The sequence below is a fragment of the Pseudomonas sp. PDM30 genome (assembly GCF_019218985.1).
In the GTDB taxonomy this organism is placed as follows: domain Bacteria; phylum Pseudomonadota; class Gammaproteobacteria; order Pseudomonadales; family Pseudomonadaceae; genus Aquipseudomonas; species Aquipseudomonas jessenii.
Genome location: NZ_JAHUWM010000010.1, coordinates 218,460 through 238,112, shown reverse-complemented (window position 1 = coordinate 238,112; position 19,653 = coordinate 218,460). Strand labels below are relative to the sequence as shown.

Below are 19,653 nucleotides of genomic sequence, written 5' to 3'. Positions count from 1 at the left end.
AAGTTGGTGGATCAGGTGGACGTTCACTCCCAAGCATCGCTGTGAAGTAGTGCTCAAGCGGATGGCTGAGGCGATTATGCATCGTGTTCTCCCAGCATAAGATCAACATGACTCGACAAGGGCCGATTTATAGCACGATGGTTGCACTTCTAAGTTGATGAATCCGCATTACTTACTTTAGGAAAGTCCATTTAATCGGGGCTAACGACTTTGTCGCCCCCAAGGGAGAAGTCAGAGGGCCTAGCCCTTGGCTATGCAATATGAGTTGACGAACGTTGCAGTGTGCTGCAAAGACTGCCGTATATCCGGTTTGGCTATTCCATGCCTGTTGGCAAATTGCTCGACCGCCGCTGTATCAAAACGAGTGGTCTGGATAAAGTCCAAGGCTTCGGGTTTTGTATTCAAAAACCGCGCGACGAGAGGAATACTCAGTAGCAACTTCAACAATCGGAGTGAAATGTAATGCTTGGGAGACTTTAAGTCCAAAGGTTGTGCCACCTGTACCAGGAGTTCTCGCAAGTTGGGAGTTTGGTCATCAAGCGCCAGCAGTTCCTGGCCCACCATGGCAGGATCAAAAGCACAAACCGCCACCAGCTCAACCAGGTAATCCACGGTGACCAGTGGCAGCCAGTGCTCGGCGGTACCGGGCACTGCAGTCAGCTTTCCCTGCACAAGGTTGCGTATCAGCTCCACCAGCGGCTGACCGTCAAGGATATGCCCCGTGCGGCTGTGGCCACAAACCGTCGCGGGGTGGACAACGGTAATCTCCCCACCCTTGGCGGACATGACCTCCAGGGTCGCAAAATGCGCCTCCAGCTTGCTCCCCTCGTAACCACCGACATGTCGGTAGACGGCAGGCCAATTCGTCAGCTCCGGATAACGAGGATCAATTCCGATGCGTTGCAGATGTTCATGATTTTTCAGCATGTAGCCGCCGATCATCACTAACCGGCTTTTTTGCTCAGCCGCCAACAGCGCCACGCGCTTTGCCCCTTCCACATTCACCGCACGAGAATGCTCCACTGAAAGCCCCCATGCGAAGTGGGCGCCTAGGTGGAATATGACTCTGGCGTGCCTTAGCACTTCTCGGTCAGCAAGACTCAGCCCGAGGTTGTCCCGTTCCAGATCGCCAGCTACGGCAAATACCCGGGTTGCGCACCCTCCCAAATTGTCGACTTGCTCCCGCAGTGCAGCTAGTCGCTCTGGGCGACGCATCAACACCCGAATGGTGTGACCTTTTGCACTCAGGTACGCCACCAAATGTTGACCGATGAAGCCGCTACCCCCCGTGACAAAGCACTCCACGCTCATTTCCCTGCTCCTTGTTTAAGGTGAAAAATCAAGCGTAAACTATCGACCCAACTCTATAGTCAAGCGGTGTTTTCATGAAAATCGGCGAACTCGAGGCCCGCAGCGGCGCCAGCCGCCATACGCTGCGTTACTACGAGCAAATCGGCCTGATCTCACCGCTGCGGCAAACTAACAACTATCGCGTTTACACAGCGCAAACTCTGCAGGATCTGGACTTTATCCAGCGCGCGCAAAGCATGGGGTTTCCCCTGGGGGAAATAGGCGAGATTCTGGATGCGCAGCGGAACAAGCTGATCGATTGTGCTGACGGCGCTAAGCTAATTGAAAAGAAGATGGCAGAAATCAAACAGAAAATCGCCAACTTCCAAAGTATTTATCGGTATCTGGATGAAGAGCGTGCAAACCTCGAAGCCAGTGCTGCCAAGCAACTTGAGCTTCAGCAGCTGAACAACTCTTCCAACTGAACTGTCAGCATCTGGGAAACGGAAGCTGCAGCCTGCTTCCAGTTTCAAGCCCATCGCTTACGCATTTTGTAAAACCTTGTGGCCAGTCCCTGGACAGTGAGCGTCCGCCCAAAAGACCTTGCGTGGTTAAACGGGCGCCCATCTATGCGGCAGTAACTCGATAATCTCGATCGGCCGCTGCATCGGCAGTCGCGTGAACACGCCCTTTAAATACGCATACGGATCATGGCCGTTAAACCGTGCCGACTGGTTCAAACTCATAATCGCAGCCGCACGTTTGCCGCTGCGTAAGGAGCCCGCGAATAGCCAGTTTGAACGCCCGAAAGTCCATGGCTGAATTTGATTTCCACATCAGTGGATTGCTCCGGATTTGCTAGACACTTGATGTCTTTGGGTCGAAATCGGCCCTTCACAACAGGTAGCAATCGGCCAAATGCAGATATGTGCCCAAGCCGATGACCTCCGGAGCCAAGGCTGACGGGCGTTTCAATAACGATGCCTTCATCTATGACGCGGCAAAAAAAGAATACATTTGCCCGGCTGACGAGGCGCTGATCTGGCGCTATACCAACGTTGAAAAAGGCCTGACGTTGCACCGTTACTGGAGTTCGAAATGCCGGGGCTGCGCCATGAAACCGCAGTGCACACCGAGCACGGAGCGGCGAGTCCGGCGCTGGGAGCATGAAGCCGTGCTGGAGGAAATGCAGACCCGGCTGAGCAACGCGCCGGAGATGATGCGAATCCGAAAACGGACTGTTGAGCATCCCATCGGGACGCTCAAACAATGGATGGGCGCGACACACCTCCTGACCCGAAAGCTTAAGGGGTGAGTGCGGAGATGAGCCTGAATGTGCTCGCCTACAATCTGAAAAGGGCTATGAAAATCATCGGCACCACTGGCTTGATGAAAGCGTTAACGGCGTAAAAACCGGTCTTTTACACCCCGTCCAAAGGACTTTAAGAGGCTGCTGAGCCGTTTTAACTGTTCCTGAAAACGTCGTGACCTTGATCAGTTTTCGAAACGTGAGCACGGTCTCCTAGCGTCGCTATAGAAAACCCGATTTAGAGTTTTTACACACTCTGGGCCAATCGCGGTCATTCAAGGCCCCGCCTAAAACCGTCGGTAATCTAGGTTGATATGAGCGATGAACCGAGCAGAACGGAAAGTTGCGGAACAAATAATCCGCAATGATTCAATTTGATAGGCTATTCCAGTTACGAACCCTCACCCTTTACAGTGTTTCACAAACTGGTTTCGTCCAAGTGCCTTGGCGCTATACAGCGCCTGATCTGCGGCTTCGATTAAAGCTTGCAATTGGTCCAATCGGGAACCAGCGGCAGTGGCAATCCCTATACTTACACTCACTCGACCCAATGGGCTGGCTTCGTGGGAAATGCTCTCTTGTTTCAACCGACCCAGGATTAGTTGCGCCACAACCTCCGCACCATCAATGTCCGTATTAGGCATGATTACACCCATCTCTTCACCACCATACCGCGCCACTAGATCCGATGGTCGGCGTACGCACTCCTCCACGACCTTACCAACGCTCTGCAGACAGAAGTCGCCGGCAACATGCCCATGGGAATCGTTGAACAGCTTGAAATAGTCGATGTCAATCATCAGTAGTGCCAAAGATGTCCCCTCCCGCTGTGCCCGTCGCGCCTCCATGACCAATGTCTCATCAAAGTAGCGCCGATTCGCCAAACCGGTTAGGGCATCCTTCATCGCCAGTAGTTCCAGTTGCCGATTCGATGAGAGCAATTGCTGCTGAGTGCCCCTCAACTGACCTTCTACCTTGGTTCGCCGACGGATATCCAGGATCAAAAACCAACCGATGAGACCCGTGAGCCCCAGTAGACCAGTCACCACTACTGCCGACAGCAGTGCCTCCATTCTCCACGCAGTGAGCGCTTCGCGCTTCCCGAGAGCGACGGTAGTTATCAGCGGCAGCTTGTCACTCTTTCGGAACGCGTAGAGCCGTTCCACGCCATCGAGGCTGGAGGTAAACGACGCGGTGCCGACTGATCGGTCCACAAGATGTTTCGCATAGATCGGCGACTTCGAAAAGTTGCGCCCCATGTCCTGCTCGCGGAAAGGATAGCGAACTAACAACGTACCATCGGTATAGGACAACCCGATGGCCCCCTCCTGCCCTACGTCGATCTTTCCAAACAGCCGCAGGAAGTTTTCTATCCCCAAAGTTACCGCCACCACCCCGGCAAACTCTCCGCGAGCATCATTGAAGCGCCGGCTGACGGTGATCACCCATTCCTGATTGGAGCGGCTTTGGATTGGCGGACCGATAAAGGTCTCACGGGACGGATCGTCGCGATGATGAATGAAATAGGCACGATCACTGCTGTTCGCTCCGGCTGGAATCGGCCGATTAGAGGACATCAACCAGCGTCCCTGATTATCGTAGATGGTGATACCACTGAGCTGTGGCATCAGGGGCTGCTGGCGATTGACCAGCACACTTAGCCGCTGGATCTGTACGGGGCCACTACCTTCAGTTTCCAGGCGTTCGACAAGCCCGAGCAAGAGCAAGGAGCTTTGGCGGACAATGCCTTCGGAGTAGGTAGCGAGCGCCTGGGTAAGGTTCAACCCGTGGACGTTCACCTCCTCCAACGCTTGATCTCGGGAGGCCAGTATCCTCCAGACAGTCAGTGACGCCAGGGAACAGCCGATAAACAACAGCAAAAGCACAACCAGATGGGTATCACGCCTCACGTCACTACCTTATGGAAAGTCCAGTTTTCCGCTCCAGCCACTATTGGACCAAGGCCATAACGGCAGCTGTTTGTCCTTGTCTTGAATAAGGATACAAGTAGTTACGCATAGTTGCAGCACGCTCATCGCAAAACCCAGTCTATTGCCGGGCATTCAAAAAGTGTTTTCTCATAATCAGAGCCACGACTAGCAATGGATCAATTGCCGTCGGTACGGACCATCGCATCGCGGACCTCAACGACCGACGGGTATCGGCCATCAAGCGCCTTTCAAATTTCTCCACCCTGAGCGTGCATCAGGGTAACTCGTGCCCGCAAGCGCTAAGCACTTAGCTGCTTAATCCAGTCAAGGCTCGCAACGGTAGAGCCAGAAGGACGGTATTCACACCCGATCCATCCAGGGTAGCCACGCTGCTCCAGCGCCGCGAACAAGACAGCAAAGTTGATGCTCCCCGTTCCCGGTTCCTGACGACCCGGACAGTCAGCAATTTGCACATGGACGGTTCGGTCATAAAATCGAGCCAGAACATCTGCTGCGTCTCCGGTCAAAAGCTGGGCATGGTAAAGATCGAGAATCAGCCCAACACTCGGGAAAGTCTCCAGCACCTGTTGCGCCTTGCTGAAGTCAGACATGTAATAGCCCGGCATCTCCTTCGAACTGATCACTTCGATAAGGGGCCGTAACCCCTGATCTTCGAAGTACTTGACTGCATACTCCAGGTTGCTCCCGAAGATAAGCGCAGCCTCATCCTGAGTCGTAATGCCAGACATGATGTGGACATCCGAACAAGCCAGCACTTTTGCATAACTGGCAGCCTGGACCAGGCCAGCGCGAAACTCTTCTTTCTTGCCTTGCAGGGCAGCAATGCCTTTGGTGACACCCGCTGGTGCGGCGAACTGAATCAGAGGAAGAGCGTATTGAGCCAAGTGGTCAGCCAGGAGACTGGCGTCGAATTCATAGGGTGACGGAAACTCTACCGCCCGAAATCCAGCAGCGTCGGCGGCTTCGATGCGTTGAAGAAAAGGCAACTCATTGAATTGAAAACCGAGATGAGCATTGAACTTGAGCATTGGGTAAACATCCATCCTGGGAAGAAACGAAAAGCCTGGAACATCCTTTGTAACTCCAACACTACACTATCGGAAGTGGTCCATACAGACGGACCAGAGCGAGCCTGTACTTACCCTGCGGTACTCATCATTGGAAACTGAGCAAAACAAGTCAGATCGCAGGTTTCGACGGGCAGCAATCGGCAAAAAATAGTCACTCGCTAATTGGCCCGGCGTAAAGCGCAGGGCATGTTTACTGGTGCCATCCAAGTTTGATGCTGCTCATCCACGAAATAAGTGGGATAAATTGCGTCTTCCTTCGAATTTGACCCGTACGCGGTAGAGATCGTTATTCTTCCGATACTCACGGGTCGCCCCCTAAGAGGTAACCTTCAACATTTTCTAGAGATAGGGCTTCGAGCAGCACTTGCTCCAGGATGGCAAAAAAACATTTGATGTGAGCCTGCTTTAATGCCTGTGGCCGGGTCACCAGATAGACCTCCATATCTGGAAGGTGGAGATCCGGGAACAACCCGATCAGATCCTTCGCCAATATACGGGGCAGTACAGCCACCCCCATACCTCGCCTCACCGATTCGAGCTGCACGGCGAACGAGTTCACGCTGATCTGCGCGCGGTCCAGACCACCGGCCTTTGCCGCACGCATTTGCGGCAACATGTCCAGCGGGGGAAGCAAGACAACATTGACCGCAGTGGCCGGGGTCACCCCCGGAAACCGCTTCAGATAACCTGCATCAGCGAAGACACCGTAGGCGAGCCGGCCTATTGGTCGATAAATCAGCGACGGCTCACCCAGATGAGCTGTACGTACCGCAATGTCTGCCACGCCGCGGACGATCTTGTGAAAGTCGGCTGTGACCATCAGCTCCACCGAGCAACGCGGGTGCAGAGAAGTGAAGCGACTCGCGGCCTCCAGCACACAAGACGAGAAACCCTCTCCTGCACTGACCATGACACTGCCAGATAGCTCTGTGTGCAGCTCGGATATGCCAACAGCGGTTTGACGCCTCAAGCCCGCTTCCGCAGCCAGGGCAACTTCCACGAGGGATTGGCCCCGCGAGGTCAACCAGCATCCTTCAACGCCCCGCTCGACGAGTGGCTCGCCCAGTGCGACCTCAAGTTGGGTCAGACGGCGGGACACGGTAGACGCCGCGATACCCAGCAACTGGCCAGCTTGAAGGAAGCTGCCACGCCGCGAGACTGCCAACAGCAGACGAAGATCGTCCCAATTTGCTTGCAACGCCATGCGTGCTGTCCTCCCTGGTCTGCATATGTGCAAATCCATTATGCAGTAGTCGCTGTTTTTCGGCAGAGGCCTCAAAGGTATATCTACAGGCCCTCGAAACGAATGGAATGGATTGTATGACTACTGGCCCCAACGACTATGCGGAGCGCGCCTCAAGAGCCTTCAATCGCCGTGATGTGGAGGCGATGCTTGCGTTGGTTTGCGAAGACTTCATCTACCTCGATGGTATGGGGATTCAAACCGGTCGCGAATCCATGCGCAAACGAGAGACTGCGCTGTTCGAAGCGTTCCCTGATGCCCAAGTGACCTTCACCCCATTCATGGTCGCTGACGATCTTTTGGCTCTGACTGCCTTACTGACCGGCACCTTCGCCGCACCCTTGGTGCTACCAGGCCGGGTGATTGCACCTCATGGACGCCACATTACCGTGCACTACGCCGCACACTTCACCTTCAGAAACGGGCTGGCCATCCGTGAAGAGGCCTTCTTCGACAGTGCGGTGTTGATGCCGTTAGCCGAACAGGGTGAGGGTTGAGCCATGCGCAGCGCATTTGTTACTGGAGCAACCGGCTTGCTGGGCAACAACCTGGTGCGTGAATTGGTCGCTCGTGGCTACACGGTCAAAGGCCTGGTCCGCTCAAGAGCCAAAGGTGAACAGCAGTTCAACAATCTGCCAGGTGTGGAGCTGGTCGTGGGTGACATGGCCGATGTCGACGCATTCGCAGCATCGCTGCAAGGTTGCGATACGGTGTTTCACACCGCGGCGTTCTTTCGCGATAACTACAAGGGCGGCAGCCACTGGAAAGAACTCGAAAAGATCAATGTGTCTGGTACGCGGCGCCTGCTTAACCAGGCCTACCGCGCCGGTATACGACGGTTCGTCCATACGTCTTCCATTGCTGTGCTCGACGGCGCACCTGGTATGTCCATCGATGAGACATGTCTGCGGGCCGACGCCGACGCGGATGACTATTACCGCAGCAAGATCCTCGCCGACCGTGTCATCTTGTCGTTCCTGGAAGCACATCCCGAGATGCATGCCTGCATGGTCCTGCCCGGTTGGATGTGGGGTCCTGCCGACATTGGCCCGACCTCCTCCGGACAATTGGTCAACGATGTCGTGAACGGCAAGTTGCCCGGGCTGATCCCTGGCAGCTTCTCCGTTGTCGATGCCCGTGATGTGGCAGGGGCGCTGATTGCTGCCGCCAAACAGGGCCGACGAGGTGAGCGCTATCTCGCGGCGGGCCGGCATATGACGATGCGTCAGCTGGTCCCTGTTCTAGGACGTATCGCTGGCGTCAAGACGCCCGTTCGACAACTACCACTGCCCTTTCTATATACCTTGGCGACTGTGCAGGAGATCTATGCACGCCTGACCGGTAAGCCCATTCTGTTGAGCATGGCCACGTTGCGCCTGTTGATACGAGAGGAGTACCGCACCTGCTTCAACCACCGCAAGAGTGAACAGGAGCTTGGCCTGAGTTTCCGGTCGCTAGAGCTGACAATCACTGACACCGTGGCGTGGTACCGCGATCACGGCTGGTTTGAAAAGCACAGTGCGCGCGCCTCGAAGAAAAAAAGCTCATCGGTCATGGTCGACAACTGACTTTCGCAGACGGGATTACCATCCAGTCCCAAAGCCGATAATCTCGAGCCTCATTGTGCGGTTTTATGCGGGTACGCGAGGCGTACCTTGAGCTCCCGAAACCGCACTTCCTGGTCAATTACCACACGCCAGAACAAGGACGTAAAATGGTGAACAGGGAAATCATCCTGATGCGTCACGGCCAGCCAAAACTGGCCGCAACCGACAAGATCTCGGCGCTCGAGATGAAAGACTGGATCGAGCAATACGACCGATCCGAAATTACCCACCACCCGGTCCCCCATGCCAGTATGCAACTCGCCGCAACCGCCACGGTGATTGTTTCAAGCAGCGCACCTCGTGCGCTGACCTCCGTCCAGGCGCTCGGCCTGAAGCCTGCACTGGTAGACGCACTTTTCTGCGAAGCACAACTACCTTGTGGGCATTGGAAACTGCCACGGCTATCGCCGTTTACCTGGGCATTTATCTTTCGAGTCTTATGGCTGTGCGGTTACTCACGCAACGTTGAATCCGCCGACACTGCGAGGATCCGCGCCAGCACGGTAGCCAAACGATTGCAGTCCCTTGCCAGCGATGGACCGGTTCTGCTGCTCGGTCATGGCTTTATGAATCAAATGATCGCCAATCAACTGGTAGCCGACGGATGGGCTCGCCAAAAAGGTAACGGCAGACAGTTTTGGAGTGCGACCGTTTATCAGTACGGCAGTGTGTAAGAGGCGGCAGATGGTCGGCGAACCTGGCCATCATGACGGGGGCTGGCAGACCCGCTGTCGAGAGGCCCTTGTCGATGGCGTGCGCCGGTACCGGCGCCTGGATATCGTAAGAAGAAGCGCGGTCGTTAGTGTTCATTGATAATAGGCACGCTGCACGTGCATCAGGGACGAATCATTCAAGGGAGAGAAGTCGTGTCAGCCGCATCTGGGAACAGCAACATTTTTCGACTGGCAACCGCCCAGGCATTGGCGGGTGGTAACTCAGTCATCGTCTATGCAACCGGCGCTATCGTGGGAGACATGCTTGCACCGGATAAAGCATTGGCGACGCTGCCTATCTCCATTTTTGTCGTGGGCATGGCGAGCTGCACGCTACCTGCCGGTGCCATTGCGCAGCGCTATGGGCGCAGTCTCGTGTTTATGCTGGGAGCATTGTGCGGCATCCTGATGGGAGTGCTGGCTGCGATTGGCATTTATTTGTCTTCCTTCTTCATTTTCTGTGCTGCGATGCTATTTGGTGGCGCTTATGCCGCTGTGGTGCTGACGTTTCGTTTCGCCGCCGCAGAATGCGTTCCAGAAAACAGGCAGCCCTGGGCGCTTTCAATCGTCATGGCTGCCGGGCTAGTGGCGGGTGTGCTTGGTCCACAGACGGTCACCTATACGATGGACCTGTGGGAGTCCCACCTGTTTATCGCTACTTACGTTGCAGCCGCATTAATGGCAGTGGTTTCGGCGGCGGTGCTGCTAGGTGTCGATTTGCCACGCCATGAGGCAGCTGTTCGTACTCCAGGTCGCCCACTTGCGGTGATTGTTCGGCAGCCTCGACTCATCAACGCCATGCTCTGTGGCGTCATAACTTACACCTTGATGAATTTCCTGATGACTTCGGCCCCACTAGCAATGAAGCATGAGGATCTTTCACTGGAATCATCGAACCTGGCATTGCAGTGGCACGTCATTGCAATGTACGCACCCAGTTTTTTCACTGGAAATCTGATCCGCCGTTTTGGAGCAAACCGCGTTGTGTTGGTGGGGTTGATGTTAACCGGCGCGTCTATTGCTGTCGGGCTTGCCGGTGTGCAGTCCTACCACTTTTATCTATGTTTGGTGCTTCTAGGGATTGGTTGGAATTTCGGTTTTGTCGGCGCCTCTGCACTCGTCCTTCAGAGCCATAAAACAAGCGAAAGAAACAGTGTCCAGGCGCTCAATGATTTCATTGTCTTTGGCGCCGTGGTGCTCGGCTCGTTTGCATCGGGAGGTATTTTGAATCGATACGGTTGGACCGTTATCTGTGCGCTTGCCTTTGTACCTGTGCTGGTGGCTATAGCGACGTTGATGTTGAGCGAGCATCGCGCCTGGCGTTCAACCCAAGAACGCACAAGCTAGTTCCGCGGGACTGGCTTAGCCTCCAGACCATGATTCGATTCACGCTGGATAACCGGTTTTGCGCAGTGGCGATGGCGAGCGCACCTTGTTCAACTTGCTGACACCTCCTTTGTGTGAGGGTGTGGAATGAAAAAGCCCGGCAACAGGCCGGGCTCTCGGTAGATGGGCCAAATCCCTTTGGCTGACTGCATTATGTTGGATGGATGTGACGAGGGTGTAATCAGGCGCATGCATCCCCTGTTCCGAGCTCAACAGCAATCGTGCAATAGAGTGTATGCTCGCCAACCTCCGCAATGATCTCAACGCCCATACCGAGCAACTTTCGCTCGTGCGTAATCATTGAGCCCCAGAACCCCGACTTGATCGCTACCTGAACTTGCCTGGTTTTTTTGGAGAGCTTGCGAGCTCAGCAATGCTTGTGGCCAGGGTCGGCGCAGCGTCTTTTTACTTAGACAACTCCTCGGCGTCGGCAACCATGGTCAAGTATGTTTTAGCAGCTGCAGCAAACCTTCCACATCAGCTAGCGCTGGAGCATGGGCTCCGGCATGGCGGCAAGATATGGATGCGCAAGCCGCTGAAAATTGCAGGCGCTCTCTCAAGTCCACGATCCCCAGCAACTGCGCAGCCAGCCAACCAGCCATACAAGCGTCTCCTGCTCCAACCGTGTCTTCCACCTTCACGGCAATCGCCGGCTGATCGAGTTGGCTGTCCGGGGTGTGGAGAATCATCCCGTGTTCTCCTCGGGTAAAAAGGATCTGCGCCTGAGGATTAAGAGCGCGAAGCTCATCCATTGCCTGGTGTTCTGTCAGCCCTGGATAAATTTGCCGAAGGTCTTCATCGGAAAGCTTAATCATGTCAGCAAGGGTGGTCATCGTAGGGAAGGTCTGCTCCCGATAATGGCTATCCATTAAATTGCGCCAGTTCGGATCATAGCTAATCCGTTTACCGGCTTTTTTGGCCTGCTGAGCAATTTTAACCAGCTTGTCTGCGAGTGGCTGTCGAGCCAAACTGATGCAGCTGAAATGACACAGCTCTGCTTGGTTGATCCATCCTTCGGGCATCAGATATGGATCAAAAAACAGATCGGCATCTCCAGCAAAAAAGTATCTTGGGGGACGGCTCGATGGAACGATGGCGACCAAAGGATCTCGGTCTACCCGTTGGATAAACCTCATATCCATTGCTGCTGCTTCCGACTGCGAAACTATCTCGTCACCCAGTGAATCCATGCTCACCGACCCGGCAAAAGCACTGCTAACACCCAAGCGACTTAGCGCTCGTGCAACGTTCCAGGGAGCACCACCTGGGTAGCCCTTCCACTGTCCAGGAGTGCCTTGGACAAGATCGGTCAGGGCTTCGCCAAACACTACTGCGCGAGGCAATACCATCGTCATTTCCTCAATTTTTTGTCGTAGGGAACTGCTGGCTGATCAGAATCGACCGGTAATCACTTACTCAATGCGCTTTGATGAAAGGCAGGGTTTGTTGAAGTTAGAGAAGTTTTCATAGCCAACTTCAAAGCAGATGTTGGCCGGACGCGTTCAAGTATTAAAACCAGGTTTCCATTTGTATACCGTATTGCCATACACCTCCGGCTTTGAAGTCCGTCATGCCAAAGGAGTCTGTGGTACTGAATCTGTCCAGATCCGAAGACCAGTTCATGAAGCTTGCGAACACTCGCAATTCGGGACGTGTAAGAAGATCTCCAACCTCAGGTTTGAATGTCGGGGCGACAGTGAATTTCCAGAAGTTGCCGTCGACCGCATTACGTTGTAGGTAACCCTTGGGGTCGAGGTTCATGGTTTGCCAGCTTATTTCGTAGGCCATCTCGAAATTGCTGTTGATTTTGTTAGCCAATCGCACGTTCAGGGTCAGCCAGCGGTAGTCGTCACCCTTGACGTATCTATCCTTGCTCTGTTCGGCCAGCAAGCTGGGCCCGATGCGCCAGTCAGGCGCAAGGGGTGTCTCACCGTAAAGTGCCAGACGCAGAGCGCGGGCATCGTCGATGAGTTCGCCATCCGAGCCGATGTTCTTGACCTCAGCTCCCAGACCTTGCCCATAGAGCAGCGCCGTTTTGAAGAAGCCTTCCCTGCCGAAAAAGTTTTTCTGGTGATTGGCCAGCATGCTGTGCAAGCCGGAATCCGCAGGCGTCAAACCCGCTGCATTGGTGCGGGTACCGAAATCGTTTTTCTTTGCGCCGATGGCATTGAACATCCACTGCCACTGACCATCCTCGAAGAACTGGTTGGAGGTCAGGATGTAGCTTTCCACATCGGCATTAATATCGCCTTGACTGAAATCCCCGTAGTTACGCCCGATCAAAGAGTAGTTCGAACGCCAATTCTTGTTCATCTGCATATCGTAGATTCCACCCCCGGTGCCGGCCAGATAAACAACGTCCGAGTCCAGCCAGTGGATATCGAAATTATCTCTATCGAATCGCTTGCCTGCCCACAGGGTGGCGTTCTCGAACACTGAATTGCCCTTGAACGCAGCGAGATGGTCAAGCGCTGTGAATACCTGGCGCACGTTCAGTTTGCTTTCGTCGGCCGTCCAGTCATTGGAACTTTCCACACCGTCAGCGATGGAGACCGTGAATTTGGAACGGGTGCCGTTTTGCGCATAGATTTCTTTCGACAGGTCTATACGCATGTAGGTGTCGTCTTCGTTACCGAGTCGCCCGACTGCACCACCGACTGAACCGGCAGGAGTTTCATAAGGGCCGCCACGACCACCACCCAGCCCATCGTTGATCAGCAATCCGGAGCGGGCGTAGCCGTTGAAGCTGAACCCATCAGTGAGGTGTCCGGTACTGCCCTCTTTCTCCAGGCTTTGCTGACGGGCTTCAAGTTTTGCCAGTCGGGTATCCAAAGCGGGCACCGAAATTACTGCCGCTGTAGACGCTGCGGGCTGCAAGGGAGGAGTGGCGAGTTTGATCTGTTGCAATTCCCTGGCAAGTGCCTGGGTTTGCTGCTCGGCTGCGGCTGCACGCTTTTCCGCGGCGCTGGCACGGGCTTCAAACGCGGCCATGCGTTCTTCCAGAGTAGCGGCCTGAGAGGTCGTCACCGAGGTGCTGAGCACGCCTGCGAGTAGCCAGCTTGATGCTTTCTGCATGTGGATTTCCTGTTTTGTTTTTATTGTTTTGTTCCCGCGACCGGCCATTTTTCATGAGTTGCGAATTGTCGCAATCGACGAAAAAAAAGATGCCTCATCGCAAATACGCTGATACATTTGGCGATGTTAACGTTAACTTTTCTAAAAACAAAAATAAAGAGGGCTTTATGAAACTGCTCAAATCTCTCCTTCCAGCAGCACTACTCACCCTCTGTGCCGGGCTTCCGTCCGTCTCGAGTGCAGCCGATTTGACGATCTCCTGCGGTGCCGTGGGTGCGGAATTACAACTCTGCAAGGAGGCTGTTGAGGCATGGTCGAAACAGACCGGCAACCACGTCGAGGTGGTTTCCACGCCTAACTCGGCGACCGAGAGGTTGTCGTTCTACCAACAGATCCTCAGTGCGCAGTCCTCCGACATCGACATCATTCAGATCGATATGGTGTGGCCAGGGATGCTGGCCAAACATCTGCTGGATCTGCGCGAGGCGCTTCCCGCCAACGCGACCCAAGGCTACTTCCAGGCACAGGTCGATAACGCCACGGTGAACGGACGGCTGGTGACGATGCCATGGTTCACCGACTCGGGCCTGCTGTATTACCGCAAGGACTTGCTCGATAAGTACAACCAGCAGGTTCCCCAGACCTGGGAGGAGATGACTGCTACCGCCAGGAACATTCAACAGGCTGAGCGCAATGCCGGGAACCCCAATGCGTGGGGTTACATCTTTCAGGGGCGCGCCTACGAGGGCCTGACGTGTAATGCGCTGGAATGGATCAGCAGCCAACCGGAAGGCGGGCTGGTCAATCCACGAGGTGACATCGTGGTCAACAGCCAGGCTTCAAGAACGGCTTTGACCCTGGCGAAAAGTTGGGTAGGAGACATCTCCCCGCGGGGCGTACTCAATTACACCGAGGAAGAAGGCCGGGGTGTATTCCAATCGGGAAATGCGCTGTTCATGCGTAACTGGCCTTATGTCTGGGCTCTGGTGCAAAGCCAGGACAGTGCCGTAAAAGACAAGGTCGGGGTCGCTCCCCTGCCCCGCGGCGGCGAGACCGGCAGCCATGCCTCCACCCTCGGTGGCTGGGGCCTGGCGGTATCGCGTTACAGCGCCCATCCCAAACTTGCCGCAGAACTGGTGAGCTACCTGACCAGTGCCCAAGAGCAAAAACATCGTGCCCTGATAGGCGCCTACAACCCGGTTATCGAGTCGCTGTATCAAGACCCCGAACTGCTCGCGGCAATGCCTTATTACGCTCAGCTGCACAGCATTCTCAACGATGGGGTGATGCGTCCCGCCTCCATCACTGCCGATCGCTATCCACGGGTCTCCAATGCGTTCTTCGATCGAGTGCATGGCGTGCTGGCGGGCGAGTTGCCTGTCGATCAGGCGCTGGCCGAACTGGAAAGCGAACTCACGCGCATCAAACGCCGGAACTGGTAAGCCACAAGGAAGGAAATCACCATGTCTGTCTCTACTACCCATGCTCCCTGTGACGAGTTCCTGCTCGCCCGGGAAACGCCTGTGCAGCGTCGTCGAGTACGCGCCGCCTGGCTGTTTTTGACACCGATGTTGCTGTGTCTGGCCCTGGTGGCGGCCTGGCCGCTACTGCGGACATTCTGGTTCAGCCTGACCGATGCCAACCTGGCGGACACCAGTGGCGGATCCTTCGTAGGCTTGAGCAATTATCTGTTCCACAACGGTTCTAATTGGTCGGGCATCCTGGTCGATCCACAATGGTGGAACGCTGTGCGCAACACGTTGCATTTCACCGTGGTGTCGGTGGGACTGGAAGTCGTGCTGGGGCTGCTGGTGGCGTTGCTGCTGAACATCAAGTTCACCGGCCGTTCCCTGGTGCGTGCGTTGATTCTGATTCCCTGGGCGATTCCTACCATTGTCTCGGCGAAGATCTGGTCATGGATGCTTAACGACCAGTTCGGCATCATCAATCACCTGATGCTGAGCCTCGGCCTGATTGATGCGCCCCTGGCCTGGACGGCGGATGCGGACCTGTCGATGTGGGCGGTGATCATCGTCGACGTCTGGAAGACCGTCCCTTTTGTCACGCTGCTGATGTTGGCGGCCTTGCAGATGTTGCCGAGCGATTGCTACGAGGCCGCCAGGGTCGATGGCATTCATCCGCTGAGGGTGTTCTGGCGTGTCACGCTTCCCCTGCTGCTGCCCGCCTTGTTGGTGGCGGCGATCTTCCGCATCCTCGACTCGCTGCGGGTATTTGACGTGATCTATGTGCTGACCTCGAACTCGTCGAGCACCATGAGCATGTCGGTGTATGCCCGCCAGCACCTGGTTGAGTTCCAGGACGTCGGTTACGGCAGTGCGGCCTCGACGCTGCTGTTTCTGGTGGTTGCGGTCATCGCCATGATTTATCTCTACCTCGGACGTCGTCAATTGGAGGTCCGGTCATGAGCCCGCGCCTACTGAAAAAAACGTTGTTGCGCCTCGGGTTCTGGTGCCTGATCGGGGTGTTGCTGCTGTATGCGGTCTTCCCTTTCTACTATGCCATCGTGACTTCGCTGAAGCCGTCCAGCGCCTTGTTCGAGGTGAGCTACTGGATCGATAACCCCGATTTCTCCAATTACGCGGCGGTACTCCACCAAGCCTCATTCCTGCGGGCTATCGGTAACTCGCTGGTGGTTGCGCTGTGTGTGGTGACGCTGGCGCTGTTCCTCAGCCTGACCGCCGCCTATGCCTTGGGCCGGGTGAAGTTCCGTGGGCGTGGCACGGTGTTGATGATGGTGCTTGGCGTGTCGATGTTTCCCCAGGTCGCGGTGCTGTCGGGGCTGTTCGAAGTGATCCGCGCGCTGGGCCTGTACAACACGTCCTGGGCGTTGATCCTGAGCTACACGATTTTCACCCTGCCCTTCACCGTTTGGGTGCTGACCACGTTCATGGGGCAACTGCCCCATGAACTGGAAGAAGCGGCAATCATGGATGGCGCGTCCCCCTGGGTCACGCTGACCCGAGTGTTGCTGCCGCTGCTCTGGCCCGCACTGGTCACCACTGGCTTATTGGCCTTTATCGCAGCGTGGAACGAGTTCCTGTTTGCCCTGACCTTCACCCTCACAGACACGCAACGCACGGTGCCGGTCGCCATCGCCTTGATTTCCGGCGGGAGTCCTCATGAACTGCCTTGGGGGCTGTTGATGGCCGCATCGGTGGTGGTCACCGTCCCACTGGTGATTCTGGTGCTGATCTTCCAGCGCCGAATCGTTTCCGGTCTCACTGCCGGCGCGTTAAAGGGTTGATGCCCAACAAAGACAAGGAACAGCATCGTGATCAAATTGAAACTGGACAACGTGAACAAACAATTGGGCGGCGCGCGGATTCTTCGCGACGTCAGCCTGGAAATCGCGGCGGGTGAATTCGTGGTGTTCGTCGGCCCTTCGGGCTGCGGCAAGTCGACCCTGCTGCGCCTGATCGCCGGACTGGATTCGATCTGCGGCGGCGACCTGCTGATCGACGGGCGTCGGGTCAACGACCTTGAGCCGCGCGAGCGTGGCGTCGGCATGGTGTTTCAATCCTATGCGCTGTACCCGCACATGAGCGTCTACGACAACATCAGCTTTGGTCTCAAACTGGCCAAGACTGAAAAGACCAGCCTGCGCGAGCGTGTGCTGAAAACAGCGCAAATCCTGCAATTGGACAAACTGCTGCAACGCAAGCCAAAGGAACTGTCTGGAGGGCAGCGTCAGCGTGTGGCAATGGGCAGAGCCATGGCGCGTGAGCCGGACATTTTGCTGTTCGATGAACCGCTCTCCAATCTGGATGCATCCTTGCGGGTGCAGATGCGCAACGAAATCGCCCGGCTGCATGATCGACTGGGCTCGACCATGATCTACGTCACTCACGATCAAGTGGAAGCGATGACCCTGGCCGACAAAATTGTCGTGCTCAATGGCGGTCGCGTAGAACAGGTCGGCTCACCGCGCGAACTCTATGAGCGCCCGGCGAGCCGCTTTGTCGCCGGTTTTCTCGGTTCGCCCAGAATGAACTTTCTGGCGGCACGACTGCATGCACCGGGTGAATCCAGCTTGGTCGATACTCCCGTCCTGGGTATGACCTCCCTGCCCTTCGACAGCTCGAGCCTGGCGGCGGACACCCCACTGAGCCTGGGGATTCGCCCGGAGCACGTGTCGCTCAAGGCGGCGCAGGGGACTGCCGGCGTCGTCGTGACCGGGGTCGAATACCTGGGCAGTGAAACCTATGTGCACCTCGATACAGGTCAGGACGAGCCACTGATCTGTCGTTGTGAGGTCAACTCCGGATGGCAGGTGGGCGATCAGGTCGAGCTGCAGCTGGAGTTCGGCAATCTGCACCTGTTCGACGCCGACGGCACGGCCTTGAAGCGCCACCCACACGCCATTGAATCCCTGCCGGATGGTGTCTCTCTAAGCCCGGTACGAGCACGCGCCCTATGACCTTGTCTTTGAATACCCCGAGCGATCCAATGCCTTCTTCCCTTGACCTTGCGCAGCGTGCGCTGAGTGACGGCCTGTCTCGCGTCATCCAGGACTATCGACCCGGTTATCATATTTCCCCCCCGGCAGGCTGGATGAACGACCCTAACGGGGTAGTGTACTTTCGTGGCGAATATCACGTTTTCTATCAGCATTACCCCTTCGACGCGAAATGGGGCCCGATGTATTGGGGCCACGCCAAGAGTGCTGATCTGGTTCATTGGCAGCACCTGCCCATTGCGCTGGCACCCGGCGATGACTTCGACCGTGACGGATGTTTTTCCGGTAGCGCAGTGGTGTGTGGAGATACCTTGGCACTGATCTACACCGGACACACCTGGCTGGGGGAAGTGGGTGACGAACGCTTGATCCGTCAAGTCCAGTGCCTGGCCACCAGCACCGACGGTATTCGGTTCGTCAAGCATGGCGCCGTCATCGACACCGCGCCGCAAGACACGATCATGCACTTTCGTGACCCCAAGGTATGGCAAGAGGATGACTGCTGGTACCTGATTGCCGGCGCACGTCTGGGCGATGTGCCGTTGCTCCCGCTGTACCGTTCCATGGATCTGCACGCCTGGGAGTTCCTCGACTATGTGTCCAGCGGCAGCGAGGGCGATGGCTATATGTGGGAGTGCCCGGATCTGTTCCGACTCAACGGACGCGATGTGCTGCTTTACTCCCCCCAGGGCATGCAACCCCAGGGTTACGATCGGCTCAACAAATACCAGACCGGTTATCGAGTGGGCCGACTCGACAGCGAATGGCACTTCACCGGCGGGCCTTTTATCGAGTTGGATAACGGCCATGATTTCTATGCCGCGCAAACGCTATTGGCCGCCGATGGTCGGCGCCTTGTGTGGGCATGGCTCGACATGTGGGAAAGCCCGATGCCGAGCCAGGCCCATCACTGGTGCGGCATGCTCGGATTGCCACGCGAACTTGAACTGTGCGCAGATCGCCTTTTCGTGTATCCGGCACGGGAGCTCACCGCTCTGCGCATGACGCTATTGCCTGGTACGCCGTGGTGGGAGGGGTCGGGAACCCGGTGGGTGCCGGTAGTGAATGGCGATATGCTCGAAATCCATGTGCATCTGGATCTGCTCGGCTGCACCGACGGCCACCTGGGAGTCGCCTTGCGTTGCAGCGATGATGGCCGTGAAGAAACCCTGCTCTACTACGATGCATCACTGCATCGCCTGGTGCTTGACCGCAGCCGCTCGGGTGCGCAAGTCACAGGCCAGCGCAGCGTGTCGATAGACCCGACACAAGAGCGACTGGCACTGCGCGTGTTCCTCGATCGCTCGTCCATCGAGGTGTTCGACGAAAACGGGCGCTTCAGCCTCAGCAGTCGCCTCTATCCGCGGCCCGACAGTCTGGGCGTGAAGCTGTTTGCCAGCGGGAGTGGCGGGCGCGTCTCGATTCCCAAGGCATGGCCTCTCGGCTCTGGATGGCTATGAGCAGCGTCATTCGAGTCGCGAGAAGCCCGGGCCCTGTGTCATGATTCTGCGTCAACCTGACCGGGCTCGCC

Annotated in this window: 16 protein-coding genes and 2 pseudogenes; 11 read left to right on the top strand and 7 right to left on the bottom strand. The window is 56.1% G+C overall.

Features of this window, described 5'->3' with window-relative positions:
* Nucleotides 1-240 precede the first annotated feature (240 nt).
* Nucleotides 241-1,311, bottom strand: a complete 1,071-nt coding sequence (locus KW840_RS22860; protein ID WP_218497913.1) for an SDR family oxidoreductase — start codon at nt 1,309-1,311, stop codon at nt 241-243.
* 74 nt (nt 1,312-1,385) lie between these two features.
* Between KW840_RS22860 and KW840_RS22855 the strand changes: the two genes are divergently transcribed.
* The gene (locus KW840_RS22855; protein WP_218497912.1) at nt 1,386-1,775 is read left to right on the top strand and encodes a MerR family transcriptional regulator; all 390 of its coding nucleotides are present in this window, start codon (nt 1,386-1,388) and stop codon (nt 1,773-1,775) included.
* 126 nt (nt 1,776-1,901) lie between these two features.
* Here KW840_RS22855 and KW840_RS22850 read toward each other — a convergent pair.
* Nucleotides 1,902-2,120 (bottom strand): annotated as a pseudogene (locus tag KW840_RS22850) (transposase domain-containing protein); the annotation flags it as partial.
* A 95-nt stretch (nt 2,121-2,215) separates the two neighbouring features.
* On the opposite strand from KW840_RS22850, the pseudogene KW840_RS22845 reads away from it, so the two are divergent.
* A pseudogene (locus tag KW840_RS22845) lies at nt 2,216-2,700 on the top strand (transposase); the annotation flags it as partial.
* 300 nt (nt 2,701-3,000) lie between these two features.
* Here KW840_RS22845 and KW840_RS22840 read toward each other — a convergent pair.
* The 3 genes from KW840_RS22840 to KW840_RS22830 form a co-directional block, all read right to left on the bottom strand.
* Nucleotides 3,001-4,509 carry a sensor domain-containing diguanylate cyclase gene (locus tag KW840_RS22840; RefSeq protein WP_218497911.1) on the bottom strand — a complete coding sequence of 503 codons (1,509 nt, stop codon included), beginning with the start codon at nt 4,507-4,509 and terminating at the stop codon, nt 3,001-3,003.
* A 320-nt stretch (nt 4,510-4,829) separates the two neighbouring features.
* A complete protein-coding gene (locus KW840_RS22835) occupies nt 4,830-5,579 on the bottom strand; it encodes a hydroxypyruvate isomerase family protein (RefSeq protein ID WP_218497910.1) in 750 nt (249 codons plus the stop codon).
* Nucleotides 5,580-5,922: 343 nt separating this feature from the next.
* Nucleotides 5,923-6,825, bottom strand: a complete 903-nt coding sequence (locus tag KW840_RS22830; protein WP_218497909.1) for a LysR family transcriptional regulator — start codon at nt 6,823-6,825, stop codon at nt 5,923-5,925.
* A gap of 116 nt (nt 6,826-6,941) precedes the next feature.
* On the opposite strand from KW840_RS22830, the gene KW840_RS22825 reads away from it, so the two are divergent.
* The 4 genes from KW840_RS22825 (at nt 6,942) to KW840_RS22810 (ending at nt 10,531) form a co-directional block, all read left to right on the top strand.
* Nucleotides 6,942-7,361, top strand: coding sequence for a nuclear transport factor 2 family protein (locus tag KW840_RS22825; RefSeq protein ID WP_218497908.1), 420 nt, complete (start codon nt 6,942-6,944; stop codon nt 7,359-7,361).
* A 3-nt stretch (nt 7,362-7,364) separates the two neighbouring features.
* Nucleotides 7,365-8,432, top strand: coding sequence for an SDR family oxidoreductase (locus KW840_RS22820; protein ID WP_218497907.1), 1,068 nt, complete (start codon nt 7,365-7,367; stop codon nt 8,430-8,432).
* A 170-nt stretch (nt 8,433-8,602) separates the two neighbouring features.
* Entirely contained in the window at nt 8,603-9,145 is a 543-nt protein-coding gene (locus KW840_RS22815) for a histidine phosphatase family protein (RefSeq protein WP_218497929.1), read from the top strand.
* 192 nt (nt 9,146-9,337) lie between these two features.
* Nucleotides 9,338-10,531 (top strand): MFS transporter, encoded by a 1,194-nt coding sequence (locus tag KW840_RS22810; protein WP_218497906.1) that lies wholly within the window; start codon nt 9,338-9,340, stop codon nt 10,529-10,531.
* Nucleotides 10,532-11,010: 479 nt separating this feature from the next.
* Here the strand turns inward: KW840_RS22810 and KW840_RS22805 are convergent, their stop codons facing one another.
* On the bottom strand, nt 11,011-11,919 hold the full coding sequence (locus tag KW840_RS22805; protein ID WP_218497905.1) for a carbohydrate kinase: 909 nt from the start codon (nt 11,917-11,919) through the stop codon (nt 11,011-11,013).
* A gap of 160 nt (nt 11,920-12,079) precedes the next feature.
* The gene (locus KW840_RS22800; protein ID WP_218497904.1) at nt 12,080-13,645 is read right to left on the bottom strand and encodes a carbohydrate porin; all 1,566 of its coding nucleotides are present in this window, start codon (nt 13,643-13,645) and stop codon (nt 12,080-12,082) included.
* Nucleotides 13,646-13,812: 167 nt separating this feature from the next.
* On the opposite strand from KW840_RS22800, the gene KW840_RS22795 reads away from it, so the two are divergent.
* Genes KW840_RS22795 through KW840_RS22775 form a run of 5 tightly spaced genes read left to right on the top strand, consistent with a single transcriptional unit; the run spans nt 13,813 to nt 19,582 of the window.
* Complete coding sequence (locus tag KW840_RS22795) at nt 13,813-15,087, top strand: ABC transporter substrate-binding protein (protein WP_218497928.1); 1,275 nt, start codon at nt 13,813-13,815, stop codon at nt 15,085-15,087.
* Between the two features lie 21 nt (nt 15,088-15,108).
* Complete coding sequence (locus KW840_RS22790; protein ID WP_218497903.1) at nt 15,109-16,071, top strand: carbohydrate ABC transporter permease; 963 nt, start codon at nt 15,109-15,111, stop codon at nt 16,069-16,071.
* A complete protein-coding gene (locus KW840_RS22785) occupies nt 16,068-16,910 on the top strand; it encodes a carbohydrate ABC transporter permease (RefSeq protein ID WP_218497902.1) in 843 nt (280 codons plus the stop codon). Before KW840_RS22790 ends, KW840_RS22785 begins: the two co-directional genes overlap by 4 nt.
* A gap of 27 nt (nt 16,911-16,937) precedes the next feature.
* Nucleotides 16,938-18,083 carry a sn-glycerol-3-phosphate ABC transporter ATP-binding protein UgpC gene (locus tag KW840_RS22780; protein ID WP_218497901.1) on the top strand — a complete coding sequence of 382 codons (1,146 nt, stop codon included), beginning with the start codon at nt 16,938-16,940 and terminating at the stop codon, nt 18,081-18,083.
* The gene (locus KW840_RS22775; protein ID WP_218497900.1) at nt 18,080-19,582 is read left to right on the top strand and encodes a glycoside hydrolase family 32 protein; all 1,503 of its coding nucleotides are present in this window, start codon (nt 18,080-18,082) and stop codon (nt 19,580-19,582) included. The genes KW840_RS22780 and KW840_RS22775 overlap by 4 nt, the downstream gene beginning before the upstream one ends.
* Nucleotides 19,583-19,653 lie beyond the last annotated feature (71 nt).

What these genes read in the sequence shown, in the direction of transcription:
- KW840_RS22860 (WP_218497913.1), bottom strand. Translation starts at nt 1,311, where the DNA reads ATGAGCGTGGAGTGCTTTGTCACGGGGGGTAGCGGCTTCATCGGTCAA.
- KW840_RS22855 (WP_218497912.1), top strand. Translation starts at nt 1,386, where the DNA reads ATGAAAATCGGCGAACTCGAGGCCCGCAGCGGCGCCAGCCGCCATACG.
- KW840_RS22835 (WP_218497910.1), bottom strand. Translation starts at nt 5,579, where the DNA reads ATGCTCAAGTTCAATGCTCATCTCGGTTTTCAATTCAATGAGTTGCCT.
- KW840_RS22830 (WP_218497909.1), bottom strand. Translation starts at nt 6,825, where the DNA reads ATGGCGTTGCAAGCAAATTGGGACGATCTTCGTCTGCTGTTGGCAGTC.
- KW840_RS22825 (WP_218497908.1), top strand. Translation starts at nt 6,942, where the DNA reads ATGACTACTGGCCCCAACGACTATGCGGAGCGCGCCTCAAGAGCCTTC.
- KW840_RS22820 (WP_218497907.1), top strand. Translation starts at nt 7,365, where the DNA reads ATGCGCAGCGCATTTGTTACTGGAGCAACCGGCTTGCTGGGCAACAAC.
- KW840_RS22815 (WP_218497929.1), top strand. Translation starts at nt 8,603, where the DNA reads ATGCGTCACGGCCAGCCAAAACTGGCCGCAACCGACAAGATCTCGGCG.
- KW840_RS22805 (WP_218497905.1), bottom strand. Translation starts at nt 11,919, where the DNA reads ATGGTATTGCCTCGCGCAGTAGTGTTTGGCGAAGCCCTGACCGATCTT.
- KW840_RS22800 (WP_218497904.1), bottom strand. Translation starts at nt 13,645, where the DNA reads ATGCAGAAAGCATCAAGCTGGCTACTCGCAGGCGTGCTCAGCACCTCG.
- KW840_RS22795 (WP_218497928.1), top strand. Translation starts at nt 13,813, where the DNA reads ATGAAACTGCTCAAATCTCTCCTTCCAGCAGCACTACTCACCCTCTGT.
- KW840_RS22790 (WP_218497903.1), top strand. Translation starts at nt 15,109, where the DNA reads ATGTCTGTCTCTACTACCCATGCTCCCTGTGACGAGTTCCTGCTCGCC.
- KW840_RS22785 (WP_218497902.1), top strand. Translation starts at nt 16,068, where the DNA reads ATGAGCCCGCGCCTACTGAAAAAAACGTTGTTGCGCCTCGGGTTCTGG.
- KW840_RS22775 (WP_218497900.1), top strand. Translation starts at nt 18,080, where the DNA reads ATGACCTTGTCTTTGAATACCCCGAGCGATCCAATGCCTTCTTCCCTT.